Consider the following 24,678-nt stretch of genomic DNA (forward strand, 5'->3'; position numbering starts at 1 on the left):
GCGGATGTGACTTGCGCGACGATGACCGGGCCCGGCCTGACCATCCCTGCCGGGGAGGCGTAGCCTTTGTTCCCGCTGTCCATAACCTTGTGAAGCGGAAGAGGGCGGTTGCCGCCGTGTCGCCACAGTCCAGTAACTCGAGTGTCTCGACCGACGCAGGCTCGGCGGGTAAGAACCCCGCCGCTGCGTTCGGCGCCAATGAGTGGCTCGTCGACGAGATCTATCAGCAGTACCTCCAGGACCCGAATTCGGTAGACCGCGCCTGGTGGGACTTCTTCGCCGACTACAAGCCGGGCTCCTCCGCCCAGCAGTCCGCCGCGCCGGCCCCGGCCGCTCCGGCCCAGCCCGCCGCCCCGGCCCAGGCCGCGGCTCCGGTGCAGGCCGCCGCTCCCGCCGCCCCGCAGCAGGCCGCCGCTCCGGCCCCCGCGAAGCCCGCTCCGGCGAAGCCCGCCGCCGCCCCGGCCGCCGTGCCGGCTCCGGCGAAGGCTCCCGCCAAGGCGAAGGCCGAGCCGCAGGCCGAGGCCACGTCGGGCCCCGAGTACGTCACGCTCCGTGGCCCCGGCGCCGCCGTCGCCAAGAACATGAACGCCTCCCTGGAGCTGCCGACCGCCACGTCGGTCCGCGCGGTCCCGGTGAAGCTGCTGTTCGACAACCGCATCGTCATCAACAACCACCTCAAGCGCGCCCGCGGCGGGAAGATCTCCTTCACGCACCTCATCGGGTACGCGATGGTGCAGGCCGTCAAGGCCATGCCGTCGATGAACTGGTCCTTCGCGCAGAAGGACGGCAAGCCGACGCTGGTCAAGCCCGAGCACGTCAACCTCGGTCTGGCCATCGACCTGGTGAAGCCCAACGGCGACCGCCAGCTCGTCGTCGCGGCCATCAAGAAGGCCGAGACCCTGAACTTCTTCGAGTTCTGGCAGGCCTACGAGGACATCGTCCGTCGCGCCCGCGACAACAAGCTGACGATGGACGACTTCACCGGCGTGACGGTCTCCCTCACCAACCCCGGCGGCATCGGCACCGTGCACTCCGTGCCGCGCCTGATGCCCGGCCAGTCGGTGATCATGGGCGTCGGCGCCATGGAGTACCCCGCCGAGTTCCAGGGCACCTCCCAGGACACCCTGAACAAGCTGGGCATCTCCAAGGTGATGACCCTCACCTCGACGTACGACCACCGCACCATCCAGGGCGCCGCCTCCGGCGAGTTCCTGCGGATCGTGTCGAACCTGCTGCTCGGCGAGAACGGCTTCTACGACGAGATCTTCGAGGCGCTGCGCATCCCCTACGAGCCGGTCCGCTGGCTCAAGGACATCGACGCCTCGCACGACGACGACGTCACCAAGGCCGCCCGCGTCTTCGAGCTGATCCACTCCTACCGGGTCCGCGGCCACGTCATGGCCGACACCGACCCGCTGGAGTACCAGCAGCGCAAGCACCCCGACCTGGACATCACCGAGCACGGCCTCACCCTGTGGGACCTCGAGCGTGAGTTCGCCGTCGGCGGCTTCGCCGGCAAGTCGATGATGAAGCTGCGCGACATCCTCGGCGTGCTCCGCGACTCGTACTGCCGCACCACCGGCATCGAGTACATGCACATCCAGGACCCGAAGCAGCGCAAGTGGCTCCAGGACCGCATCGAGCGCCCGCACTCCAAGCCGGAGCGCGAGGAGCAGCTGCGGATCCTGCGCCGCCTGAACGCCGCCGAGGCCTTCGAGACGTTCCTGCAGACCAAGTACGTCGGCCAGAAGCGCTTCTCGCTGGAGGGCGGCGAGTCCGTCATCCCGCTGCTCGACGCGGTGATCGACTCGGCCGCCGAGTCCCGCCTGGACGAGGTCGTCATCGGCATGGCCCACCGCGGCCGCCTGAACGTCCTCGCCAACATCGTCGGCAAGTCCTACGCGCAGATCTTCCGCGAGTTCGAGGGCAACCTCGACCCGAAGTCGATGCACGGCTCCGGCGACGTGAAGTACCACTTGGGCGCCGAGGGCACCTTCACCGGCCTGGACGGCGAGCAGATCGCCGTCTCGCTGGTCGCCAACCCCTCGCACCTGGAGGCGGTGGACCCGGTCCTGGAGGGCGTCGCCCGCGCCAAGCAGGACATCATCAACAAGGGCGGCACGGACTTCACCGTCCTGCCGATCGCCATACACGGTGACGCGGCCTTCGCGGGCCAGGGCGTGGTGGCCGAGACCCTGAACATGTCGCAGCTGCGCGGCTACCGCACCGGCGGCACGGTCCACATCGTCATCAACAACCAGGTCGGCTTCACCGCGGCCCCCGAGTCCTCGCGTTCCTCCATGTACGCGACGGACGTGGCCCGGATGATCGAGGCGCCGATCTTCCACGTCAACGGCGACGACCCCGAGGCCGTCGTCCGTGTCGCCCGGCTCGCCTTCGAGTTCCGCCAGGCGTTCAACAAGGACGTGGTCATCGACCTCATCTGCTACCGCCGCCGCGGTCACAACGAGTCGGACAACCCGGCGTTCACCCAGCCGCTGATGTACGACCTGATCGACAAGAAGCGCTCGGTGCGCAAGCTGTACACCGAGTCCCTCATCGGTCGCGGCGACATCACCCTGGAAGAGGCCGAGCAGGCGCTGCAGGACTACCAGGGCCAGCTGGAGAAGGTCTTCACGGAGGTCCGCGAGGCCACCGCGCAGCCCGTCCCCACCGAGGCCGTGGACCCGCAGGCCGGCTTCCCGGTCCCGGTGACCACCGCGATCTCCAGCGAGGTCGTCAAGCGGATCGCCGAGTCCCAGGTCAACATCCCCGACCACATCACCGCGCACCCGCGTCTGCTGCCGCAGCTGCAGCGCCGTGCGGCCATGGTCGAGGACGGCACGATCGACTGGGGCATGGGCGAGACCCTCGCCGTCGGCTCGCTCCTCCTCGAGGGCGTCCCGGTCCGCCTGGCCGGCCAGGACTCGCAGCGCGGCACCTTCGGCCAGCGTCACGCGGTCATCATCGACCGCGAGACCGGCGAGGAGTTCACGCCGCTGCTGTACCTGTCGGACGAGCAGGCCCGCCTGAACGTCTACAACTCCCTCCTCTCCGAGTACGCGGCGATGGGCTTCGAGTACGGCTACTCGCTGGCCCGCCCCGAGGCTCTGGTCATGTGGGAGGCGCAGTTCGGCGACTTCGTCAACGGCGCGCAGACGGTCGTGGACGAGTTCATCTCCTCCGCCGAGCAGAAGTGGGGCCAGACCTCCGGCGTCACCCTGCTCCTGCCGCACGGCTACGAGGGCCAGGGCCCGGACCACTCGTCCGCCCGCCCGGAGCGCTTCCTCCAGATGTGCGCGCAGAACAACATGACGGTCGCCATGCCGACGCTCCCGTCGAACTACTTCCACCTCCTGCGGTGGCAGGTGCACAACCCGCACCACAAGCCGCTGGTGGTCTTCACCCCGAAGTCGATGCTGCGTCTCAAGGCCGCCGCGTCGAAGGCGGAGGAGTTCACGACGGGCAGCTTCCGTCCGGTCATCGGCGACGAGTCGGTGAACCCGGCCTCGGTCCGCAAGGTCGTCTTCTGCGCCGGCAAGGTCTACTACGACCTCGACGCCGAGCGGAAGAAGCGCGGCGACACCGAGACGGCGATCATCCGCCTGGAGCGGCTGTACCCGCTGCCGGGTGAGGAGATCCAGGCCGAGCTGGCCAAGTTCCCGAACGCCGAGAAGTTCCTCTGGGTGCAGGAGGAGCCGGCGAACCAGGGCTTCTGGCCGTTCATCGCGCTGAACCTGATCGACCACCTCGACCTGAAGGTCGGCGCGGACGTCCCCGCCGCCGAGCGCCTGCGCCGCATCTCGCGTCCGCACGGCTCGTCGCCGGCCGTCGGCTCCGCCAAGCGTCACCAGGCCGAGCAGGAGCAGCTGGTCCGTGAGGTCTTCGAGGCGTAAGGCCCCGCAGTCCTCGAGGTGAGGGCCCGGTCCGGATTCCCGGGCCGGGCCCTTACCCTGTCTGCGTACGGTCGTGTCCCACCGGTCCCGCCGGTCCTGTCCCACCGTGGCGTCCCGCCGTTCGCCGCACCCGGCCGTCGCCCCACCGCCATTGGTTGCGCGCCTTTGGTCCCGCGCCTTTGGTCCCGCGCCTTTGGTCCCGCGCCTTCGGCCCCACGCCTTTGGTCCCGCGCCTTGGTCCCACCGCCTTTGATCCCACCGCCCTTTCCGAACCGCAGGAGACACCACCCCCATGTACTTCACCGACCGCGGCATCGAGGAGCTGGAGAAGCGACGCGGCGAGGAGGAGGTCACCTTCGAGTGGCTCGCCGAGCAGCTCCGCACCTTCGTCGACCTCAACCCCGACTTCGAGGTTCCGGTCGAGCGCCTCGCCACCTGGCTCGCCCGCCTCGACGACGAGGACGACGAGTAACACCGGCGCGCTCACGTCCCGCCCTCCGGGGCCCCGCCCCGGCCCCCGGGACCCCTGCCGTGGTCCCGGAGGGCCTTCTCCCTGGCCGAGGAGGCCGTGGTGACCTGGTCCACGGGTGTGCTCGGGTTCGTCGCCGGGCTCCTGATATCGGTGGCCGCCACCCCCGTGGGCGTCTCCGGGGCGGTCTTCCTGCTGCCCGTGCAGATGAGTGTCCTGGGCGTGCCGAGCCCCGCGGTGACACCGACGAACCTGCTGTACAACGTGGTGTCCGGCCCCGGCGCCCTCCTGCGCCACTGGCGCGCCGGGCGTCTGACGGGCCCGCTGACCCGCAGGCTCGTCACCGGCACCGTGCCCGGGGTCGTCGTCGGCGCGGTGGTCCGGGTGTTCGCCGTCCCGGGGCCGCGGGTCTTCCGTCTGCTGATCGCCGTGCTGCTGCTGCCGCTCGGGCTGTGGCTGTGCGCGCGGACCGTGCGGCGGGCGCCGGACCGTGCGGCCCGCCCGCCGTCGCCCCGCGCGACGACCTCGCTGGCCCTGGCCGTCGGTGTGGCGGGGGGCGTCTACGGCATCGGGGGCGGCTCCCTGATCGGCCCGGTCCTCGTCGGCCGCGGCGTACCGGTGGCCGCCGTCGCGCCCGCCGCGCTGGCCTCGACGTTCGTGACGTCCGTCGTCGGCGCGGCGACCTACGCGCTGCTCTCCCTGGCCGCCACGGGGGACGTCGCCCCCGACTGGGCGCTGGGCCTGGCCTGCGGGGCCGGGGGCCTGCTCGGCGGCTACCTCGGCGCCCGTCTCCAGCCGCTCCTGCCCGAGACCGCCCTCCGCCTCCTGCTCGGCCTCCTCGCGGCGGGCATCGGCGCGTTGTACGCGGCCGACGTCCTGCGCTGACCACGCGCCCCTTCCCGCCACGCCACCCCCACGGGAACGCGAGCGGCACGACCCTCACGCGCCGCCGCCCGACCCCCACACGCCGCCGCCCGACTCCGCCCGGCGGGGCCTCCACGCGCCGCCGCCCAACTCCGCCCGGCGGGGCCTCCCCACGCTGCGGCCACCCCACCGCCGTGGTCCCGCGACCCGGCTCCCGTGCCGCCGCCCCACCGCCCGCCACCGGCGACCGCCAGTCCGTCTCGCGCGCCCGTAGGGGGCCGGCCCATCCGGAACAGCGCTCCCGGACGGGGCCGAGGCCGGGGCGACACGCGGACGGCAACTCCCCGCGCCGCGGCCCTCGTGGTCCCGTGCCCCAGCTCACCGGGCACCGACCGCCCCACCCTCGACATGCCGCCCCTCCACCGCCCGACAGCGGTGACCGTCGGCCCGTCTCACCTGCATGGCGCGGGCCGGCCCACCCCGTCCAGAACCGCACGCCCAGGCGGGGGCCGGGGTGGCACGCGGCGGTGACCCCCGCGCTGCGGCCACCCCACCGCCCGTTGTCCCGCGGCCCGGGTCACCCTCACGGGGCACCGACCGCGCCGCGTCAGCAGGCCTCCGCTCCACCCCGGACACCCGTGACCACCGGCCCGTCTCACGCACGCGGCGCAGCCGACCTCGCCCGGCACAGCGCTCCCGGGCGTGGGCCCGAAACCGGGGCGGCCCGTGGCGGCAACTCCCCGCGCCGCGGCCACCCCACCGCTGCCGTACCGCTCCCCCGACTCACCGGGCACCGACCGCCCCACCCTCGACATGCCGCCCCTCCACCGCCCGACAGCGGTGACCACCGCCCCGGCTCACACACACGGCGTGACTCGGCCCACCCGTCCGGAACAGCACAGGCGAGGCCCGGAGCAGGGGCGGCCCGTGGCGGCAACTCCCCGCGCCGCGGCCACCCCACCGCTGCCGTACCGCTCCCCCGACTCACCGGGCACCGACCGCCCCACCCTCGACATGCCGCCCCTCCACCGCCCGACAGCGGTGACCACCGCCCCGACTCACACACACGACGTGGCTCAGCCCACCCGTCCGGAAATGCGCAGGCGAGGCCCGGAGCGGGGGCGGCCCGCGGCGGCAACTCCCCGCGCCACGGCCACCCCGCTGCCTGCGGTCCCGCGGGGGTCACGAGGCACCGACCGCGCCGCCGTCAGCATGCCTCCGGTCCGCCACCCGACACCCGTGACCCCGGCCCGTCGCACGCCCGCGGCGCGGCCGGCCTCGCCGGAGCAACGTTCCCGGGCGAGGCCCGGGAACGGCGCGGCGCCTCGCGCGCGTGACCCGGCCCTACCGCGCTCCCCGGTGCAGCAGCCCGTAGGCCACCCCCACCAGCCCATTGGCCGTCAGCAGCGCCCCGGCGGCCACTGCTCCCCCTCGTCCCCGCCGGGCCCCGGCCAGTGTGAGCGGGAGCCCCGCCGCGACCTGGGCCGCGGCGAGCCCCGCCGCCCGCGGCCCTCCGCTCCACGGCATCCACTCCCCGAGCCGCCCGCCGGGCACGACGCCAAACTCGGCCAACGCCGCCTCCCGCCACCCGGGCCGCTCCACCCGCCGCGCACCGGCCCGCCCCCACAGCGCCTCGTGCAACGCCTCGGCGGGGAGCCCCGGTTCCACCCCCGGCGGCAGCGCGACGCCCACCCGGGTCAGCACCGCCAGCAGCCCCCGCAGCCGCGCCCGCGCGTCCGCCTCCGGGTCCGGTGCGCTCAGCCCTTCCAGCAGCTCCGCGTCGAGCACCGGGTCGAGCCCCAGCCTCCTCACCAGGGCCATCACCAGCGACTCCTGTTCCCTCTCCCGGAGCTCCCTCGGCTCCGTCGGCGGCCTGGGCTCCGGCGGCCCCGACGGCTCCGGCGGCTCACCGGGCGAGGCCTCTCCGCCGGCCGTGGAGCTCCCCGGCGCACCCACCGCCGTGCCGTCGGCGCGCCACCGGAGCCCGACCGCCCGGCGGAACCCCGACGCCAGCAGGAACCCGCTGCCCTCCGCGTCCCACCACAGGCCCAGCACCGGCCACGGCGCCGCCACCGCCAGCGCCGCCGCCCACCTGCCGACGACCCGCCCGACGGAGGCTCCCTCCTCCTCACGCGTCCACGGCCCCCGCTCCGGGACCAAAACGCTCCACCCCGCGCCCGCCCCGCCCAGCAGCATCCGCTCCCGCAGCAACCGCGCCGCGGGCCCCACCGCCCGGGGCTCCGCCCTGCACAGCAGCAACGCCCCCGCGGCCGCGCCGCGCCCACCTGCGCCACCTGCCCCACTTGTGCCGCCCGCTCCGCCGGCCCCGCCCGCTCCGCCTCTTGCGCCCGCGCCGCCCGCACGTCGACTCGCCATGATCGCCACGGTAGGCCAGCCGGAACGATTCCTCCCGCTCTGTTCACCCGACTCACCCGACCTCCTAAACCCGCCTCCCGGACCACATCTCCCCCGGATGGGCGTATTGACTTCACCGGACCGCGATATATCGTGTTCTGGAGAAAACGCGATACACCGCGTCCCGCCGAGGAGGTCCGCATGCCCGAGTGGTCGGTGACCGAGCCGCTCAAGCTCACGCTCGACGAACCCGTCAGCGCCCTGCACGTCCGCCTCCTCCGGGGTGCGGTGAACGTGGTCGGCACCGAAGAGACCGCCGCGCGTCTGGAGGTGTCCGCCGTGGAGGGCGACCCCCTGGAGGTCACCCTGGAGGAGGGTGTCCTCACGGTGGCCTACCGGGACCTGCCGTGGCAGAACTTCCGCAAGCTGCTGGACCGTGACTCCTGGCGCAGCAGCGCGGTCGTCACCCTCGCGGTCCCCGCCGGCACCGCCGTACGGATCGGCTCGGTGGACGCCGCGGCCGTGGTCTCCGGCATCAGCGGCCGCACGGAGGTGCAGGGCGTCAACGGCGACACCACCCTCGTCGGTCTCGCCGGGCCGGTCTCGGCGTCCACCGTCACCGGCTCCGTGGAGGCTCAGGCCCTCTCCGGCGACATCCGCTTCAGCTCCGTCGGCGGCGACCTGACCGTGGTCGAGGGCACGAGCCGCTCCGTGCGGGCCGAGTCGGTGACCGGCTCGGTGATGATCGACCTGGGCCGCACGGGCCCCGCCGACCTCCAGCTCTCGAACGTCTCGGGCGAGATCGCCGTCCGCCTCCCCGAGCCCACGGACGCCGAGGTCCACGCGGACACCACCGCCGGTTCCATCTCCAACGCCTTCGAGGACCTGAGGGTGGGCGGCATGCCCGGCACCCGCCGGGTCACCGGCCGCCTCGGCGCGGGCAGCGGCCAGATCCGCGCCACCACGGTCTCCGGTTCCATCGCCCTGCTCCGCCGGCCCGCCGCCCCGGACGCCGGGGAAACCGACGCCCCTACCGAGAAGGTGCTCTGACATGCCTCCCGTCTTCGCCCACGGCCGCCTCCGCCTCTACCTGCTGAAGCTCCTCGACGAGGCGCCCCGTCACGGCTACGAGGTGATCCGCCTGCTGGAGGAGCGCTTCCAGGGCCTCTACGCCCCCTCTGCCGGCACGGTCTACCCGCGCCTGGCCAAGCTGGAGGCCGAGGGCCTCGTCACCCACACCACCGAGGGCGGCCGCAAGGTCTACGCGATCACCGAGGCGGGCCGCCGGGAGCTCGCGGACCGCAGCGCCGAGCTGGCCGACCTGGAGGTGGAGATCCTCGAGTCGGTGGCGGAGCTGGCCGCCGAGATCCGCGACGAGGTGCGCGACGCGGCGGGCGACCTGCGCCGTGAGATGCGGGCCGCCGCCGGGCAGACCGGCTCGGGCGGAGGTTCCCGCGGCGGGCGGGGAGCTTCCGCCGGCGGCAAGGGCCGCCCGTTCGGCCCCTTCGGGGAGGGCGGCCTCGGCGACAAGGACGCCTGGCAGGTGGCCAAGGAGGAGATGCGCCGCGCCCGGCAGGAGTGGAAGGAACAGGCCCGCCGGGCCAAGGACGAGAGCCGCCGCGCCCGCGAGGAGGCGGAGCGGTCCCGCCGCCAGGCCCAGGAGGCGCAGCAGGAGGTCCAGCGGATCGCCCGCCGCGTCCAGGAGCAGGTGCAGGACCACTTCACCCGCGGCGACTGGCCCACCGGGCTGCGTGAGGGTCTCTCCGAGCTCACCAAGGAGTTCGGCCAGTTCGCCCAGTTCGGAGGCTTCGGGTCGTTCGGCAGGCCCACCACCGCCGACCGTGCCCCCGACGCGGAGCGCACCTCGGACCCCTTCGAGAAGTCGGAGCCCGAGTCCGCTCCGAAGCCGTCCCCGGTTCCCGCGCCCGACGGATCCGGCCCCGTCTTCGCCCCTGTGGCGGACGGCCTGGAGGTCGGCTACGAGCCGGAATGGGCCCACGACGCCGGCACCGGCGACCCGCTCCGCGATCTGGAGCGTCTGCTGGACCGGCTGCGGGACGACATCCGGGACGCCGCCCGGGACCACGGGGTCACCGCGGACCAGCTGGCCGAGGCCCGCGGCCACCTGGCCACCGCCGCGGCCCGCGTCTCCGCGATACTCCAGGCGCCGCGCCACTGAGCGCCGAGGGCGTCGCCGCCGGAAGGCCCCGTGCCGCCCGGCGGCGACGCCCTCGGAGGACCACCGGGCCGCAACGCCGCCCGAGCAGCCCTCCAGCACAGGCAGGGCGCCTACCCCCGACCCCGGCCTCGCGCCCCGGCCCCGGCCCCGGCCCCGACAGGACGAACCGGGACGGCTCCCTGGCGACTCCCGACAGCTTCCGGGCGAACCTGGGACAGCTTCCTGGGAGCTTCGGGAACTGCTCCCGCCCAGGTGAGGCCGCACGGCTACCCCCAGCTGCCCGGCGGCGACGCCGTCCGGAGGACCACCGGGCCTCGACACCGACCGGACGGCCCTTCAGCGCAGGCGGGGAGCCCGGATCGCACCCCGGCCCGCCAGGAGGAGACCGGAGCGGCTCCCAGGCAACCCGGGCGATTTCCGGCAGCTCCTGACCGCTCAGGACAGCCCGCGGGCAGTTCCCGGGGCGGCCTCGCGGGGAGCTTCCGGAACGGCTCCCCGCGCGCCGGAGCCCGCGCGGGCACGGAGGGCGGCCACCCACCCCGGGCACGGGCACGGGCGGGCACGGGCACGGATGCGCGCGGACGCGAGGCTGACACGGGCACGAGGCCGGCACGGGCACGAGGCCGGCACGGGCACGGGGCCCGCACGGGCACGGGGCCCGCACGGGTGCGGGCCAGCCCGCCGCAGGGTGCGGGCCGGGCCGCCCGCGGCCCGCGGTCAGCTCGCGGCGGCCTCTCCCCCGCCCCACAGCACCCGCTCCAGCGACTCGGCCGTCACCCCGTGTTCGGCAAGGACCCCGGAGGCGATTCCGGGGCGGCCGGCCAGGGCCAGCAGCAGGTGTTCGTCGCCGATGCGCCGCTCCCGGTGTGCGAGTGCGCCGCGCAGCGACTCCTCGAGGATTCCCTTGGCCCCCCGGGTGAAGGGCCGGTGCCCGAGCCGCTTGCGGCCACCGCTCCTCCACCGGGCGAGCGCTCCGGCGCCGTGGACGGCCTCGACCCGGGAGACGATCTCGTCCAGGTCGATCCCCAGGCCCGACAGGGCCTCGGCGTCGGCCCCGGTGAGCCCTCCCCGGCGTCGCGCCGCGGCCAGCGACTCGGCCATGGCGTCCCGCCGTTCGGCGAGTCCGAGCGCCCCGAGGGCGAACGACCCGCGGCTGCCGGTGCGGTCCAGCAGGGCGAGCAGCAGGTGCCCCTCGTCGACCCGTTCCGCTCCGGACCGCTCCGCGTGCTCGACCGCTCCGGTGACCACGTCCCGGGCGTCCTTGGTGAACCGTTCGAACATCACTGCCTCCCGTACTTCTTGTGCACGGCCTGCCTGCTCACGCCGAGCTCGGCGGCGATCTCCTGCCAGGACCAGCCCTGGTTGCGCGCGTTGCGCACCTGGACGGCCTCCAGTTGCTCCAGCAGCTTCCGCAGCGCGGTGACCGCGCGCAGTCCCACGCGGGGATCGCGGTCCCCGGCCCGCTCGGCGAGGTCCGTTGCTTCCGTCATACTGTCAACCATGGTTGACACTGACGGCAATGTCAACCCCGGTTGACAGCGGAGTGCGGAACAGGGGAACGGCGGGCAGCCGGGGGGCGGCGGTGGGAGCACCCGGGCGGAGGCCCACGCGGAAGACCTCCGGCACCCGGGGGAACAAGGGTGCCGGAGGTCTGTGGGGCGGGCGGGCCGGGCGGTCGCCCGCCGGGGCGGCGTCAGGCGCCGGTCAGGACGATCTTGCCGAAGTGGTCGCCGGAGGCCATCCGCTCGAAGCCCTCCCGCGCGCGGTCCAGCGGCAGCACCTCGTCGATGACGGGCCGCACGCCGGTGGCGGCGCAGAAGGAGAGCAGGTCCTCCAGCTCGTCCTTGGTGCCCATGGTGGAGCCGACCACCTTGAGCTCCAGGAAGAAGATCCGCGTCAGTTCGGCCTTCGACGGTGCGTCACCGCTGGTGGCGCCCGAGATGACCAGGGTGCCGCCGGGGCGCAGCGACTTCACCGAGTGGGACCAGGTGGCGGCGCCGACGGTCTCGATGACGGCGTCCACCCGCTGCGGCAGCCGTGCGCCGCTCTCCACCGCCTCGACCGCCCCGAGTTCCAGGGCCCGCTTGCGCTTGGCCTCGTCGCGGCTGGTGGCGAACACCTTGAGCCCGGCGGCCCTGCCGAGCACGATCGCCGCGGTGGCGACACCGCCGCCGGCGCCCTGGACCAGCACCGAGTCGCCCGGCCGGACACCGGCGTTGGTGAAGAGCATCCGGTAGGCGGTCAGCCAGGCGGTGGGCAGGCAGGCGGCCTCCTCGAAGGAGAGCTCCTTCGGCTTGGGCAGCACGTTCCAGGCAGGCACGGAGACCTGCTCCGCGAAGGTGCCCTGGTACCGCTCGGTGAGGATGGAGCGGGGCTCCTTGGGCCCGACTCCGTGGCCGGTCTGCCCGATGACGGAGTGCAGGACGACCTCGTTGCCGTCCTCGTCGACGCCCGCGGCGTCGCATCCCAGGATCATCGGCAGCTTGTCCTCGGCGAGGCCGACGCCCTTGAGGGACCACAGGTCGTGGTGGTTGAGCGAGGCGGCCTTCACGTTGACGGTGGTCCAGCCGGGGCGCGCCTCGGGCGCCGGGCGGTCCCCCAACTCGAGTCCGTTCAGCGGCTGGTCACGATCGATGCGTGCGGCATAGGCGGCGAACATGACCTCGACCCTAGGTCGCGTCCGGGCCTCGGGGAACCATCCGGCACTGTGACGTGGCCGTCACGCCTCGCGTGAACACCCCCACCGCCCCGGCGCCCCGTCCCGGCGCCCCACCGCCCCGCTCCCGCGGCGCCCGCCGGCACGCCGCGGCCCCCGGTGCCGCGAAGGGCGCCGGGGGCCGGAACGGTGCTCACGCGAACGCGTCGGGCCCGGTCAGATCCGGGCCACGCCCTCGGCCCGCGCGGCCGCCGCCACGGCCGCGGTGACCGCCGGGGCGACCCGCTCGTCGAACGGCGAGGGGATGACGTAGTCCGCCGCCAGGTCGTCGCCGACCACGGCCGCCAGCGCCTCGGCGGCGGCCAGCTTCATGCCCTCGGTGATCCGGGAGGCCCGCACCTGGAGCGCGCCGGCGAAGATGCCGGGGAAGGCCAGCACGTTGTTGATCTGGTTGGGGAAGTCGGACCGTCCGGTCGCCACCACGGCCGCGTGCTTGTGCGCGATCTCCGGGTGGACCTCCGGGTCCGGGTTGGCCATCGCGAACACGAAGGCGTTGTCGGCCATGGAGGCGACCGCCGGCTCCGGGACGGTTCCGCCGGAGACGCCGATGAAGACGTCGGCGCCCGCCAGCGCCTCCTCCAGCGACCCGCTGATCCGCGCCTTGTTCGTCATGGCGGCGATCTCCGCCTTGACCGGGGTGAGGTCCGTCCGGTCGCTGGAGACGACGCCCTTGCGGTCGGCGACGGCCACGTCGCCGATGCCGGCCTCCAGCAGCATCTTCGCGATGGCGATGCCCGCGGCACCCGCGCCGGAGATCACCGCGCGCAGCTGGCCGAGGGTCCGGCCGGTCAGACGGGCCGCGTTGCGCATGGCGGCCAGGGTGACGATGGCGGTGCCGTGCTGGTCGTCGTGGAAGACCGGGATGTCGAGGCGTTCGCGCAGCCGGGCCTCGATCTCGAAGCAGCGGGGCGCCGAGATGTCCTCCAGGTTGATGCCGCCGAAGGACGGCGCGAGCCGGGCGACGGTCTCGACGATCTCGTCGACGCCGGTGCAGTCGAGGGCGATCGGCACGGCGTCGACGCCACCGAACTGCTTGAACAGGATGGCCTTGCCCTCCATCACGGGGAGGGACGCCTCGGGCCCGATGTCGCCGAGGCCCAGGACCGCGGTCCCGTCGGTGACCACGGCGACGACCGAGGACTTCCAGGTGTAGTCGTTGACCAGGTCCGGCTGCTCGGCGATGGCGCTGCACACCCGGGCGACGCCCGGCGTGTAGGCGAGGGACAGGTCGTCCTTGTCCCGGACCGGCACGGTGGCCTGCACGGCCATCTTGCCGCCCCGGTGCAGGGCGAAGGCCGGGTCGATCGAGTCCAGGGAGTCCTGGGCGTCGATGGTGTGGTCACTGCGAGGATTGACGATCTCCGCTGACACGTGTCGTACCCCTTAAGGCTTCTTTGGTTGAGGGTGACCGCTCCGGGTGAGGAGCGGGCGGGCACCGCGCACGGCCATGGAGGGATGCCATGACCGGCCGTACGCGACGGGCGCGCCGCACACGCGCCCCGAGCCCCCGATGTGGGGTGTAAAGAACTTTCTTACCGGACGACGATCGCGAGGACGAGTCCATACCGTGAAGCTCACACCCCAGTGAGATGACTCATGCCCGGAAAGATGGACAAGTCGCCGCAGTCCGGTCTCGGCCACCCGGAGCCAGACAATCGCATGTCCGCATTCCGAGACGCACGGGAGATTTTTCGGCCGGTATCGGAAATGACCGGAGAAGTAACGCCCTTCCCTAGCCCGTCTTGAGCCTTTCAGGCGTGTCCGTTATGCGATTTTGACCTGGGCGATCACTCGAACGAGTGAGTCCGAATGGCAAGATGCGGTCATTGCCCTGCGCGACACCCAAGGCCGTGTGCTCGCGTCCTCGGTTACTCCACCCACCCGCCGGAGGATCCCACCATGACCGCACGCTTCACCCGTCGTCCGTCCGCCGCGCCGCTGAGGCCCGTTGCGATCGGTGCGATCGCGGTCGCCGGCGCCCTGCTGCTGACCGCCTGCGGCGACCAGACCGAGAGCGCCGCCCCGGCGGGCGACAAGTCCTCCACGTCCGAGGCCCCCCTCTTCGACAAGCTCCCCGAGGAGATCCAGAAGAAGGGCGTCATCGAGGTCGGCACCAACGCCGAGTACGCCCCGATGGAGTTCATGGACGGCGGCAAGATCGTCGGTGTCGACCCCGACCTGGCCGAGGCCCTGAGCAAGCAGCTCGGCGTCGAGTTCAAGTTCACGTCCGGCTCCTTCGACGGTCTGATCACCTCGCTGAACTCCGGCCGCTACGACATAGCCATGTCCTCCATCACGGACAACAAGGCCCGCCAGGAGGGCCTGGACGACAAGGGCAAGAAGCTCGGCGAGGGCGTCGACTTCGTGGACTACTTCGTCGCCGGCACCGCCGTGTACGTGAAGAAGGGCAACCCCGAGGGCGTCAAGTCGCTCGAGGACCTGTGCGGCAAGACGGCCGCCGTGCAGCGCGGCACCACCTACGAGGACGCGCTGAAGGCGCAGTCCAAGAAGTGCAAGGACGACGGCGAGAAGGCCATCGAGATCGAGTCGTTCGAGAACGACACCGAGGCCCAGACCCGCGTGAAGTCCGGCGGCGCCGTGGCCGGTGTCAACGACTACCCGGTCGCCCTGGAGCTCGCCCGCAAGGCCGACAACGGCAACGCCTTCGAGATCGTCGGCGAGCAGTACGACGCCGGTCCGTTCGGCATCGCCGTCGACAAGGACAACACCCAGCTGCGCGACGCCCTCAAGGAGGCCGTGGACGCGATCATCGCGGACGGCTCCTACAAGAAGGTCCTCGAGAAGTGGGGCGCCGAGTCCGGCGCGATCGACGCCGCCGCCGTCAACAGCGGCAAGTAGTACGGCCGAGGAACGCGCAGGCACGAAGGCTCCACCGAAGGGCAGTCACCATGACTGACAATCCCGTACAGAAGGACACGGCACCCGCGGCCGTGCCGGTCTCGAAGAGTCCGGAAGCGATCAAAGCCATTCCCGTCCGGCACTACGGCCGGTGGGTCGGCGGCGTCGTCGTGGTGGCCCTGCTCGCGGGGCTGATCTACGCCTTCTCCGAGGGCAACATCAACTGGCAGGCGATCCCCGAGACGCTCTTCGACCCGAGCGTGGTCAAGGGCGCCGGGGCCACCCTGCTGATCAGCGTCCTGGCCATGGTCATGGGCGTCGTGCTGGGTGTCGTCCTGGCCGTGATGCGCATGTCCAAGAACCCCGTGGTCAACGGGGTCTCCTGGCTGTACATCTGGTTCTTCCGCGGCACGCCGGTCTACGTCCAGCTGCTGATGTGGTTCAACCTCGGCCTGATCTTCGAGTACCTGAATCTCGGTCCGTTCTACAAGGACGAGATGACGGACGTCATGACGCCGTTCATGTGCGCCCTGCTCGGTCTCGGTCTGAACGAGGCGGCGTACATGGCCGAGATCTGCCGCGCGGGCCTGCTCTCGGTCGACGAGGGCCAGACCGAGGCGGCGCACGCGCTGGGCATGAGCCACGGCAGGACGCTGCGGCGCATCGTGATCCCGCAGGCCATGCGGGTCATCGTGCCGCCGACCGGCAACGAGTTCATCAACATGCTGAAGACCTCGTCGCTGGCCTACGCGGTGGCGTACACCGAACTGCTGCGCGCCACCTCGTCGATCGGTTCCCGCAGCTACGCGGTGATGGAGATGCTCTTCGTGGCCTCCATCTGGTACCTGTCGCTGACCAGCGTCTTCAGCGTCTTCCAGTACTACCTGGAGCGCCACTACGCGAAGGGCTCCAGCCGGAACCTGCCGCCGACGGTCTTCCAGCGGATCAAGGCGAACTTCTCCGGCACCAGGAACGGGGGTGTCTCGGTATGAGCGTCATGGTGAAGTCCGAGGGCGTCCACAAGTCGTACGGCAGCGTCGAGGTCCTCAAGGGCATCGACCTGGAGGTCCGGAAGGGCGAGGTCTTCTGCCTCATCGGCCCCTCCGGCTCCGGCAAGTCGACCTTCCTGCGGTGCATCAACCACCTGGAGAAGATCAACGCCGGCCGGCTGTACGTCGACGGCGAGCTCGTCGGCTACCGCCAGAAGGGCGACAAGCTGTACGAGCTCAAGGACAGCGAGGTCGCCCTCCAGCGCCGGGACATCGGCATGGTCTTCCAGCGCTTCAACCTCTTCCCGCACATGACCGCGGCGGAGAACGTGATGGAGGCGCCGATCCAGGTCAAGGGCGTCAGCAAGGCGGCCGCCAAGGAACGGGCGCACCACCTGCTGGAGCGGGTGGGACTGGGCGACAAGGCCCGGAACTACCCCGCGCAGCTCTCCGGCGGCCAGCAGCAGCGTGTGGCGATCGCCCGCGCGCTGGCCATGGACCCCAAGCTGATGCTCTTCGACGAGCCGACCTCCGCGCTCGACCCCGAGCTGGTCGGCGACGTCCTGGACGTCATGCGGGACCTCGCCGAGAGCGGCATGACGATGGTGGTCGTCACCCACGAGATGGGCTTCGCCCGCGAGGTGGGCGACAACCTGGTCTTCATGGACGGCGGCGTGGTCGTGGAGTCCGGCGACCCGCGCGAGGTGCTGAACAACCCGCGGCACGAGCGGACGCAGTCCTTCCTGTCGAAGGTGCTGTGACCCCGCCCGGCAGCGGCGGCAACGGCTGAAGGGGCGGTACGGGAGAACCCGTACCGCCCCTTCACGTTGTACCCGGCCGGCTACCGGAGGGCGAGCAGCAGCGTGTCCGAGGGGGAGCACCACACGGGGCGGGCCTCCGCGAAGCCCTTCTCCCGCAGCACCCCCGCGTGCCACGCGGCGCTCGGCACGTCGCCGTCGGCGTGCTCGCCGAAGATCTCGAACCGCCGCGCGGTCGGCCCGGCGAGCACCGGGTCCTGGGCGGCGAGGCGCCACCACTCGGCCCAGTCGGTCACGCCGGCCGCCTTGGCCTCGTCCATCCGCGCGTGCCGCAACGCCCGTTCGGCGGCGTTGATCCGCGGGGTGTCGCGGTCAGCCATGCGGTCGGCGTTCATGAAGACGCCGCCCTCACGGACCAGCCCGGCGATCCGGCCGTAGAGCGCGGCCAGCGGCCCCTCGTGCAGCCAGTGCAGGGCGGTGGCGGTCAGGACGGCGTCGTACGACGCGTGGGGCAGCGCCGACGTCCAGGTGGGGTCCTTGAGGTCCGCGGTGACGAAGGAGACCCGCTCGTCGCCCTCGAAGGTCCCCCGGGCGATGGTGAGCAACGCCGGGTCCAGGTCGACGCCGGTGCTGACGGCGTCCGGGAACCGGGCGAGCAGCCGAGCCGTGATACTTCCCGTACCGCACGCGAGGTCCAGCACCCGCGGCGCGCGGCCGACGAGGGCCTCGACCATGTCCAGCATGATCCGGAACCGCTCCTCGCGGTCCGGCATGTACCACTCCTGCTGCCGGTCCCAGCTGCGCTGCCAGGCCTGCCAGTCGGTGGTGGTGGTCGTGGTCATCTCCGGCCCTCCGTCGTCGCTGCGCCTCGTGATGCGGCGGCACGGCGGAGAAACAGACGGCACCGCGCACCAGGCGTAATACCCTGGACGCAAGATCAGCCATTACCGGCCGCACACCGGAACCTTAGAGCCCCTGCGTAAGGACTACAAGTGGAACTGGCCTATTACTCGGATTACGCCGTCCGTCTGGTCAACAGCGAGGAGCCGGCCCGGGGCAGGGACGAACTGACGACGGTGGACGCCGTGCGGGACCTGTTCGGCGCCAACCGTTCCGCGGCCCGGCGGGCCACCGACGCCGACGTCACCCGGCTCAGGGCGGTACGGGGGCGGCTGCGGTCGGTCTTCGAGGCGGCCGACTCGGGGGACGAGACGCTGGCGGTGGACCTGCTGAACTCGCTGCTGCTGGAGTTCCCGGTGAGCCCGCAGATCTCCGGCCACGACCACCGCGACGAGGACGGCCGCCCGCTGTGGCACCTGCACCTGGCCGACCACCCGTCCAACGCGACGGCCGGCTACGCGGCGATCGCCGCGATGGGGCTGGCCTTCCACCTGACCGAGTACGGCGTCGACCGGCTGGGCCTGTGCGAGGCGGCGCCGTGCCGCAACGCCTACCTGGACACCTCGACCAACCGCTCCCGGCGCTACTGCTCCGACCGGTGCGCCACCCGGGCCAACGTGGCCGCCTACCGGGCCCGCAAACGGCTGGAGGCCGACCGGTCGGCGAGCACCGGCCTGACCGAGGAGAGCGCCCAGGCGAGCACCGCCGGCAACGAACGCTGACCGGGGCGGCGCGGGCGCGCCCGCAGCACCACCCGGGCCAGCACCAGTTCCGGCGGGACGACGCCGTAGTCGGTGCTGTCGCCGCCCGCGAAGGCGTTGTCACCGAGCACCCACCAGCCGCCCTCCCGGCGCTCCACCGCCCGCTTCACCACCAGCAGGTCCTGCTGGAAGGGATGGCGCAGCACCACCACGTCCCCGGGCCGCACCCGGGCCCCGTAACGCACCAGCAGGCGGTCCCCGTGGTGCAGGGTCGGCACCATCGAGGGCCCGGTGACCTCGGCGAGCCCGAAGGGAAGCAGGGCCCGCTCCCGCTCGCTGTCCTGCGGCGACACTTCCGTCATGCCCGGTACCTCCTCGGTCCGCTCCTCCGACAGTCCCATGCGCGGCACGTACTTTTGCCGTACGCCCATGGGGGCACCCGCGATTTCCCGGGCCCTACGGAGTAATGTCCCACCTGAGAAGACGATCACGAGGAAGGATTGCTTCATGCTTTCCCGCCTGTTTGCCCGCAGCGTGAAGGTCAGCGCCCACTGCGACCTGCCCTGCGGTGTGTACGACCCGGCCCAGGCCCGCATCGAGGCCGAGTCGGTCAAGGCCACGCAGGAGAAGATGCAGGCCAACGACGACCCGCACTTCCAGACGCGCGCCACCATCATCAAGGAGCAGCGCGCCGAGCTGGCCAAGCACCACGTCTCGGTGCTGTGGAGCGACTACTTCAAGGCTCCGCACTTCGAGAAGTACCCGCAGCTGCACCAGCTGGTCAACGACGCCCTGAAGGCCCTCTCGGCCGCCAAGGCGTCGAAGGACCCGGCGACCGGTCAGAAGGCCCTGGACCTCATCGCCGAGATCGACAAGATCTTCTGGGAGACCAAGAAGGCCTGACCTTCTCGCTCGCCCGGAAGGGGCCCGGCTCACCGCGAGCCGGGCCCCTTCCCCGTGTCGGCCCGAAAGGCGTCCACGTCGCCGCCGCGCCCCACGCTCCGGGCGCCGCCCGCCGGCCGGGTCAGATGCCCTGCCAGGAGGGCTTGTGGGCCCAGGTGTGGCGGAAGTAGTCGGCGAGCCGCAGCCCCGAGGCGGCCGCCTCGTCGACGACCACCGTGGCGTGCGGGTGGAGCTGGAGCGCCGAGGCGGGGCAGACGGCCGCGACCGGGCCCTCCACCGCGGCGGCCACCGCCTGCGCCTTGCCCTCGCCGGTGGCCAGCAGCACCAGGTGTCGGGCGTCGAGGATGGTGCCGATGCCCTGGGTGATCACGTGCCGCGGCACCTGGTCCACGTCGCCGTCGAAGAAGCGGGCGTTGTCGGTCCGGGTCTGCTCGGTGAGCGTCTTGAGCCGCGTCCGGGAGGCCAGCGAGCTGCACGGCTCGTTGAACCCGATGTGCCCGTCCGTGCCGATGCCGAGGAGCTGGAGGTCCACGCCGCCCGCCGCGGCCAGGGCGCGCTCGTAGGCGGCGCACGCGGCCACCGGGTCGGCCGCCGTGCCGTCCGGTCCGAGGAAGGCCTCCTCCTTGATGCCGAGCGGTTCCAGCACCTCGCGCCGCAGCACCGACCGGTAGGACTCGGGGTGCCCGGCGGGGAGCCCCACGTACTCGTCGAGCTGCGCGATCCGCGCCCGCGAGACGTCCGCCTCCCCGGTACGCACCAGCTCGGCCAGCGCCTCGTACACCGGCAGCGGCGTCGAGCCGGTGGCGACGCCGAGGACCGCGCCGGGCCTGCCGCGGAGCAGCGACGCCATCGCGCCGGCGATCAGTTCGCCGCCCGCCCGGGCGTCGGGAACGATGACAACTTCCACGCTGGGGCCACCATCCTGGTATAGACCTATGGTTTAGACCAATCTACCAAGAAGGACCGCCCCGCGGAACCCGCCCGGAAGGGCCCCGCCCGCGCGTGGGAGCGCTCCCCCAATCACCGCGGACGGGTCCCGGAGGCGGCCCGGGCGGGCTAGGCTGCACGCAGCGAGACCCCCGCCCCTTTGCCCATGGACACGACCGAGCGGCCGGTCCACAATTGCGGGTGAGAGGCAGGGACGCACAGACGCCGCCTTCCCCGCACAGGAAGGCGGACCGAGGAACCGGGCCTCTCTGCCCTGACTGCGCCTGGCTCCTCACCGGTCGGTCCGGGCCGCACACCCGAGGCCGATTGCTGCTCCGGGCTGCGGTGCCGGGAGGGTTGAGGGTCCCTTCCTGCGCCGCGGCCCGTGGGTGCGGCACCCGCGCACCGCCCGGGTACGCTCGCAGACGTGCCCTCCATGAACGAACTCGTACGCCAGCACACCGACCTCGGTGACACCGATCTCGAGTGGCTCCACCTGCTGGTCTCCGAGTGGCAGCTGCTCTCCGACCTCTCGTTCGCCGACCTGGTCCTGTGGCTGCCGACCCGGGACGGCGCCAAGTACGTCTCGGTGGCGCAGATGCGCCCCAACACCGGCCCGACCTCGTACCAGAACGACATGGTCGGTCACCTCGTGCCCCGCGGCCGCCGCCCGCTGCTGGACGCGGCGCTGGACGAGGGCCGCATCGTGCGCGAGGGCGACCCGGAGTGGCGGGAGGAGGTCCCCGTCCGGGTGGAGTCCATCCCGGTGCGCCGCGAGGGGCGGGTGCTGGGCGTGATCGCCCGCAACACCAACCTGCTGAGCGTGCGCACCCCGAGCCGGCTGGAGCTGACCTACCTGCAGTCCGCCTCGGACCTGGCGCAGATGATCGCCGCCGGCTCGTTCCCCTTCCCCGACCAGCAGGTCGACATGGACGCCGCGCCGCGGGTGGGCGACGGCCTGGTCCGGCTGGACGCCGACGGCGTCGTCACCTACGCCTCCCCCAACGCCCTCTCCGCGTACCACCGGATGGGTCTCGCCGCCGACCTGGTCGGCTGCCACCTGGGCCGCACCACGGCCGAACTCGCGCCCTCCCGGGGCCCGGTGGACGAGGCGCTGGCCAAGGTGGCGAGCGGCTGGGCGCCGCGGGAGTTCGAGATCGAGGCCAGCGACGGCGTCATCCAGTTCCGGGCCATCCCGCTCAAACCCAAGGGCACCCGCATCGGTTCTCTGGTGCTGCTCCGCGACGTCACCGAACTGCGGCGGCGCGAGCGCGAGTTGATCACCAAGGACGCCACCATCCGGGAGATCCACCACCGGGTGAAGAACAACCTCCAGACGGTCGCCGCGCTGCTGCGGCTCCAGGCCCGGCGGATGGACTCCGCCCGGGGCCGGGAGGCGCTCCAGGAGGCCGTGCGGCGGGTCGGCTCCATCGCCATCGTCCACGAGACGCTCTCCCAGACCCTCGACGAGCGCGTCGAGTTCGACGAGATCGCCGACCGGGTGCTCGCCATGGTCGCCGAGATCTCCCCCGGCACCGTCACCGGCCGGCGCAGCGGACGCTTCGGCATCCTGGACGCCGAGGTGGCCACCCCGCTGTCGATGGTCCTCACCGAGGTGCTGCAGAACGCCCTGGAGCACGGCTTCGGCCCCGGCGACACCGGCACCGTCGAGGTGTCCGCGGTGCGCGGCGGCACACCCCGTGAGGAACGGCTGCTGGTGACCGTGCTCGACGACGGCGTGGGCCTGCCCGAGGGCTTCGACCCGCACAGCTCCGGCAACCTCGGACTGCAGATCGTCCGGACGCTGGTGGAGGGCGAACTCGGCGGCTCCTTCGACATGGTGCGGGTCACCCCCGAGGGCGGCACCCGGGTCCTGCTGGACATCCCGGTCAAGTCCCAGAAGTGACCGGGCGGCCCGTCGCGGGGACGCGACCGGCCACGGACATGCCGAGAGCCCCGGACCGCTCGGTCCGGGGCTCTCGATCAGAACCAGGTTACTGCGCGCTGCGGCTCGGGGGCGGGAGATGCGTACACGCTGTACGCGCCGCCAAGCTCAGGCTGTTCGCGGGGTGGGTTGTCAGGCGGAGGCCTGACGGGCCCGGTTGCGGGCGGCGCGGCGCTTCATGGCGCGACGCTCGTCCTCGCTGAGACCACCCCAGACGCCGGAGTCCTGGCCGGACTCGAGCGCCCACTGCAGACACTGCTCGATCACCGGGCAGCGGCGGCAAACGGCCTTGGCTTCCTCGATCTGCAGCAGCGCAGGACCGGTGTTGCCGATGGGGAAGAAGAGCTCGGGGTCTTCTTCGCGGCAAACGGCGTGGTGACGCCAGTCCATGGCTGCTACCTCTCCTGTGTATACGTGCAGGTGCTTGTGAATGTGAACGCTTTCACGAATCCCCCAACAAGTGAAGGCCATGTTCCGGTTTCCCGGGGTGGCCATCCTTGGCTTGGAGGGGGGTTCGGGGCTCTGGTGGGACGCCGTCCGGCGGCTTGTCCCGAGCGCCACGTAGAGACTCGCAAACCTCAGCGGCGGATACAACCCCTTCCGGAAAGTTTTTTTTGATTCTTCGGTGTCTGCTAGGTCACAGCCGTACTTCCATGGGGTGGACCCTGCTCAATACGTTCGAGTGAAAGGTTTAAGGCGCGATCCACTCACACAATCACACGCAGTGCATGGCGTACGCCTGTGAACTTCACGCCCGTCCGCAGCCCCAGGTGGTCACCGTCCACCTGGAACGGCAAGGGGACCTTGGAAACCAAGGTGAACGCACGGAGATCGTGAAGCGACACCGCGTGCTTGCCGCGCGGCCCCCGCTCCGGCGTCGAGGCCACCAGCTGGCTGCCGTAGCGCATCGCCGAAACCGTGGACATGCTGCTCAGCCCCAGCACGTCCAGCCCCTTGTCGAACGACGCCCCGGGCGACGGGTACAGCGGCTTGTTGCCGAGATACGTCCACGGGGACGTGTTCGAAATAAGGGACACCACCAGTCCGTCCACCGACTCCTCGCCGTCCCGCCGGAGGGAGATCGTCCCTCTGGTGCGGTGCGGGTCTCCCAGGAACTGGCGGAGCACCTGGCGGACGTACAGGGGGTGCGTGGACCTCCTGCCGCGCTCCCTCTGCTGTTCCACCCGCCCGACGACCCCGGCGTCGAAGCCGAGACCGGCGCAGAAGGTGAACCAGCGGAGCGGAGCGCCGTCGTCCCCGGTACCCGGGGCCGGCTCGGCCAAACCGAGCCCGACGGTGCGTTCCCGTCCTTGGCGCAGGGCGTCCAGCAGGGCGCCGGTGGCCTCCACCGCGTTGTTGGGGAGGCCGAGGGCGCGCGCGAAGACGTTGGTGGAACCGCCCGGGACCACCGCGAGCCCGGGCAGGCGCTCCGGGTCGGGCCCGTCGTGCAGCAGTCCGTTGACGACCTCGTTGACGGTGCCGTCGCCGCCGAGGGCGACCACCAGGTCGACGTCCTTGCCGCGGGCGGCGGCCCGTGCGAGATCGTGCGCGTGACCCCGGCGTTCCGTGGTGACGGCCTCCAGGTCCACCTCGCTCGCCAGCGCGTGGGTGAGGACGTCACGCGTCCGGGCACTGGTGGTGGTTGCCGTCGGGTTGACCACGAGGAGTGCGCGCATGGTGTGCAGGTTACCTACTGATCGGTACCCGGCCCATACGAAGCCTGCCCGTACGGCGGGACTGCGGAGCGGGACGACTATCCTGGCCGTCGTGAGCCCTCAGCCGAAATCCGCCTCCGCCTCCCCCGCCGCCGGCCCGCAGGAGCCCCGGGGCCCGCGCCCCGGACGGCTGACCGCCGCGGCCGCGATCGCCGGCCTGGAGGGGTTCGCCCTGCTGGCCGGCGGCATCGCGATGATCGTCGTGGGGGCGGGCGACGGGAACCTGCGGTCCGCCGTCACCGGAGGCGCCACGCTGCTGGCGCTGGCGCTGCTGCCGCTGATCGCGGCGCGCGGGCTGCTGGCCCGCCGGAGCTGGAGCCGCGGGCCCGCGGTGATCACGCAGCTGCTGGCGCTGCCGGTGGCGTACAGCCTGCTCCAGGCCGACAGCGTGGCCATCTGGGCGGGCATCCTGCTGGCCGCCGCCGCCGTGGTGGGCCTGGTACTGCTGGTCCACCCGGCGACGGCGCAGGCCCTCGGGGTGCGGGGCCCCGGCCGGGAGTAG

General features: G+C 72.3%; 22 protein-coding genes. 12 read left to right on the forward strand and 10 right to left on the reverse strand.

Translation table 11 applies throughout. The annotated features are described in order from the left end of the window. The first annotated feature begins 116 nt into the window (after positions 1 to 116). The 3 genes from GBN72_RS09725 (at position 117) to GBN72_RS09735 (ending at position 5,250) form a co-directional block, all read left to right on the forward strand. Positions 117 to 3,896 (forward strand): multifunctional oxoglutarate decarboxylase/oxoglutarate dehydrogenase thiamine pyrophosphate-binding subunit/dihydrolipoyllysine-residue succinyltransferase subunit, encoded by a 3,780-nt coding sequence (locus tag GBN72_RS09725; RefSeq protein ID WP_151771309.1) that lies wholly within the window; start codon positions 117 to 119, stop codon positions 3,894 to 3,896. Between the two features lie 292 nt (positions 3,897 to 4,188). After that, positions 4,189 to 4,368 (forward strand): DUF6104 family protein, encoded by a 180-nt coding sequence (locus GBN72_RS09730; protein WP_003992906.1) that lies wholly within the window; start codon positions 4,189 to 4,191, stop codon positions 4,366 to 4,368. 99 nt (positions 4,369 to 4,467) lie between these two features. Further along, entirely contained in the window at positions 4,468 to 5,250 is a 783-nt protein-coding gene (locus tag GBN72_RS09735; protein WP_151771310.1) for a TSUP family transporter, read from the forward strand. A 1,323-nt stretch (positions 5,251 to 6,573) separates the two neighbouring features. Here GBN72_RS09735 and GBN72_RS34595 read toward each other — a convergent pair. Next, positions 6,574 to 7,458 (reverse strand): hypothetical protein, encoded by an 885-nt coding sequence (locus tag GBN72_RS34595; protein ID WP_174887103.1) that lies wholly within the window; start codon positions 7,456 to 7,458, stop codon positions 6,574 to 6,576. A 327-nt stretch (positions 7,459 to 7,785) separates the two neighbouring features. On the opposite strand from GBN72_RS34595, the gene GBN72_RS09745 reads away from it, so the two are divergent. Both GBN72_RS09745 and GBN72_RS09750 read left to right on the forward strand, forming a co-directional pair. Further along, positions 7,786 to 8,634, forward strand: coding sequence for a DUF4097 family beta strand repeat-containing protein (locus GBN72_RS09745; protein ID WP_151771311.1), 849 nt, complete (start codon positions 7,786 to 7,788; stop codon positions 8,632 to 8,634). A gap of 1 nt (position 8,635) precedes the next feature. Beyond that, positions 8,636 to 9,763: a PadR family transcriptional regulator gene (locus GBN72_RS09750; protein ID WP_151771312.1), complete on the forward strand. Its 1,128-nt coding sequence runs from the start codon at positions 8,636 to 8,638 to the stop codon at positions 9,761 to 9,763. 717 nt (positions 9,764 to 10,480) lie between these two features. On the opposite strand, the gene GBN72_RS09755 is transcribed toward GBN72_RS09750, so the two are convergent. The 4 genes from GBN72_RS09755 to GBN72_RS09770 all read right to left on the reverse strand — a co-directional run bounded on the left by GBN72_RS09755 (position 10,481) and on the right by GBN72_RS09770 (position 13,850). Beyond that, positions 10,481 to 11,044: a Clp protease N-terminal domain-containing protein gene (locus GBN72_RS09755; protein WP_151771313.1), complete on the reverse strand. Its 564-nt coding sequence runs from the start codon at positions 11,042 to 11,044 to the stop codon at positions 10,481 to 10,483. After that, on the reverse strand, positions 11,044 to 11,253 hold the full coding sequence (locus GBN72_RS09760; protein ID WP_108954990.1) for an HTH domain-containing protein: 210 nt from the start codon (positions 11,251 to 11,253) through the stop codon (positions 11,044 to 11,046). Before GBN72_RS09760 ends, GBN72_RS09755 begins: the two co-directional genes overlap by 1 nt. Positions 11,254 to 11,456: 203 nt before the next feature. Beyond that, a complete protein-coding gene (locus GBN72_RS09765) occupies positions 11,457 to 12,422 on the reverse strand; it encodes a zinc-binding dehydrogenase (RefSeq protein ID WP_151771314.1) in 966 nt (321 codons plus the stop codon). Between the two features lie 213 nt (positions 12,423 to 12,635). Beyond that, positions 12,636 to 13,850: an NAD(P)-dependent malic enzyme gene (locus GBN72_RS09770; RefSeq protein ID WP_151771315.1), complete on the reverse strand. Its 1,215-nt coding sequence runs from the start codon at positions 13,848 to 13,850 to the stop codon at positions 12,636 to 12,638. Between the two features lie 528 nt (positions 13,851 to 14,378). Between GBN72_RS09770 and GBN72_RS09775 the strand changes: the two genes are divergently transcribed. Genes GBN72_RS09775 through GBN72_RS09785 form a run of 3 tightly spaced genes read left to right on the forward strand, consistent with a single transcriptional unit; the run spans position 14,379 to position 17,088 of the window. Next, entirely contained in the window at positions 14,379 to 15,338 is a 960-nt protein-coding gene (locus GBN72_RS09775) for an ABC transporter substrate-binding protein (protein ID WP_151771316.1), read from the forward strand. Positions 15,339 to 15,388: 50 nt separating this feature from the next. Beyond that, complete coding sequence (locus tag GBN72_RS09780; protein ID WP_151771317.1) at positions 15,389 to 16,330, forward strand: amino acid ABC transporter permease; 942 nt, start codon at positions 15,389 to 15,391, stop codon at positions 16,328 to 16,330. Further along, positions 16,327 to 17,088, forward strand: a complete 762-nt coding sequence (locus GBN72_RS09785) for an amino acid ABC transporter ATP-binding protein (protein WP_151771318.1) — start codon at positions 16,327 to 16,329, stop codon at positions 17,086 to 17,088. Before GBN72_RS09780 ends, GBN72_RS09785 begins: the two co-directional genes overlap by 4 nt. A gap of 80 nt (positions 17,089 to 17,168) precedes the next feature. Here GBN72_RS09785 and GBN72_RS09790 read toward each other — a convergent pair whose 3' ends face one another. Next, positions 17,169 to 17,927 carry a class I SAM-dependent methyltransferase gene (locus GBN72_RS09790; protein WP_151771319.1) on the reverse strand — a complete coding sequence of 253 codons (759 nt, stop codon included), beginning with the start codon at positions 17,925 to 17,927 and terminating at the stop codon, positions 17,169 to 17,171. A gap of 150 nt (positions 17,928 to 18,077) precedes the next feature. Between GBN72_RS09790 and GBN72_RS09795 the strand changes: the two genes are divergently transcribed. Further along, positions 18,078 to 18,707, forward strand: a complete 630-nt coding sequence (locus GBN72_RS09795; RefSeq protein WP_151771320.1) for a CGNR zinc finger domain-containing protein — start codon at positions 18,078 to 18,080, stop codon at positions 18,705 to 18,707. Here the strand turns inward: GBN72_RS09795 and sodX are convergent. Continuing rightward, positions 18,611 to 19,048: a nickel-type superoxide dismutase maturation protease gene (sodX, locus tag GBN72_RS09800; protein WP_151771960.1), complete on the reverse strand. Its 438-nt coding sequence runs from the start codon at positions 19,046 to 19,048 to the stop codon at positions 18,611 to 18,613. The two genes, GBN72_RS09795 and sodX, sit on opposite strands and share 97 nt — an antisense overlap. A 145-nt stretch (positions 19,049 to 19,193) precedes the next feature. Here sodX and sodN point away from each other — a divergent pair, with 145 nt between their 5' ends. Beyond that, positions 19,194 to 19,589, forward strand: a complete 396-nt coding sequence (gene sodN / locus GBN72_RS09805) for a superoxide dismutase, Ni (RefSeq protein WP_151771321.1) — start codon at positions 19,194 to 19,196, stop codon at positions 19,587 to 19,589. A gap of 121 nt (positions 19,590 to 19,710) precedes the next feature. On the opposite strand, the gene nagB is transcribed toward sodN, so the two are convergent. Further along, positions 19,711 to 20,496, reverse strand: coding sequence for a glucosamine-6-phosphate deaminase (nagB, locus tag GBN72_RS09810; RefSeq protein WP_151771322.1), 786 nt, complete (start codon positions 20,494 to 20,496; stop codon positions 19,711 to 19,713). 447 nt (positions 20,497 to 20,943) lie between these two features. Here nagB and GBN72_RS09815 point away from each other — a divergent pair, with 447 nt between their 5' ends. Continuing rightward, on the forward strand, positions 20,944 to 22,422 hold the full coding sequence (locus GBN72_RS09815) for a sensor histidine kinase (RefSeq protein ID WP_151771323.1): 1,479 nt from the start codon (positions 20,944 to 20,946) through the stop codon (positions 22,420 to 22,422). A 171-nt stretch (positions 22,423 to 22,593) separates the two neighbouring features. Here the strand turns inward: GBN72_RS09815 and GBN72_RS09820 are convergent, their stop codons facing one another. Together GBN72_RS09820 and GBN72_RS09825 are read right to left on the reverse strand one after the other, a co-directional pair. Next, positions 22,594 to 22,851 carry a WhiB family transcriptional regulator gene (locus tag GBN72_RS09820; protein WP_108954435.1) on the reverse strand — a complete coding sequence of 86 codons (258 nt, stop codon included), beginning with the start codon at positions 22,849 to 22,851 and terminating at the stop codon, positions 22,594 to 22,596. Positions 22,852 to 23,168: 317 nt separating this feature from the next. Beyond that, complete coding sequence (locus GBN72_RS09825) at positions 23,169 to 24,137, reverse strand: diacylglycerol/lipid kinase family protein (RefSeq protein ID WP_151771324.1); 969 nt, start codon at positions 24,135 to 24,137, stop codon at positions 23,169 to 23,171. A gap of 91 nt (positions 24,138 to 24,228) precedes the next feature. Between GBN72_RS09825 and GBN72_RS09830 the strand changes: the two genes are divergently transcribed. After that, positions 24,229 to 24,678, forward strand: a complete 450-nt coding sequence (locus GBN72_RS09830; protein WP_174887104.1) for a hypothetical protein — start codon at positions 24,229 to 24,231, stop codon at positions 24,676 to 24,678.

This window comes from Streptomyces abyssomicinicus, assembly GCF_008974245.1.
Taxonomy (GTDB): domain Bacteria; phylum Actinomycetota; class Actinomycetes; order Streptomycetales; family Streptomycetaceae; genus Streptomyces; species Streptomyces abyssomicinicus.

Coding starts and splice junctions, on each gene's coding strand:
- sodX (WP_151771960.1), bottom strand. CDS start 19,048: ATGACGGAAGTGTCGCCGCAGGACAGCGAGCGGGAGCGGGCCCTGCTT.
- GBN72_RS09760 (WP_108954990.1), bottom strand. CDS start 11,253: ATGACGGAAGCAACGGACCTCGCCGAGCGGGCCGGGGACCGCGATCCC.
- sodN (WP_151771321.1), top strand. CDS start 19,194: ATGCTTTCCCGCCTGTTTGCCCGCAGCGTGAAGGTCAGCGCCCACTGC.
- GBN72_RS09755 (WP_151771313.1), bottom strand. CDS start 11,044: ATGTTCGAACGGTTCACCAAGGACGCCCGGGACGTGGTCACCGGAGCG.
- GBN72_RS09820 (WP_108954435.1), bottom strand. CDS start 22,851: ATGGACTGGCGTCACCACGCCGTTTGCCGCGAAGAAGACCCCGAGCTC.
- GBN72_RS09780 (WP_151771317.1), top strand. CDS start 15,389: ATGACTGACAATCCCGTACAGAAGGACACGGCACCCGCGGCCGTGCCG.
- GBN72_RS09775 (WP_151771316.1), top strand. CDS start 14,379: ATGACCGCACGCTTCACCCGTCGTCCGTCCGCCGCGCCGCTGAGGCCC.
- GBN72_RS09765 (WP_151771314.1), bottom strand. CDS start 12,422: ATGTTCGCCGCCTATGCCGCACGCATCGATCGTGACCAGCCGCTGAAC.
- GBN72_RS09785 (WP_151771318.1), top strand. CDS start 16,327: ATGAGCGTCATGGTGAAGTCCGAGGGCGTCCACAAGTCGTACGGCAGC.
- GBN72_RS09730 (WP_003992906.1), top strand. CDS start 4,189: ATGTACTTCACCGACCGCGGCATCGAGGAGCTGGAGAAGCGACGCGGC.
- GBN72_RS09745 (WP_151771311.1), top strand. CDS start 7,786: ATGCCCGAGTGGTCGGTGACCGAGCCGCTCAAGCTCACGCTCGACGAA.
- GBN72_RS09790 (WP_151771319.1), bottom strand. CDS start 17,927: ATGACCACGACCACCACCACCGACTGGCAGGCCTGGCAGCGCAGCTGG.
- GBN72_RS09825 (WP_151771324.1), bottom strand. CDS start 24,137: ATGCGCGCACTCCTCGTGGTCAACCCGACGGCAACCACCACCAGTGCC.
- GBN72_RS09750 (WP_151771312.1), top strand. CDS start 8,636: ATGCCTCCCGTCTTCGCCCACGGCCGCCTCCGCCTCTACCTGCTGAAG.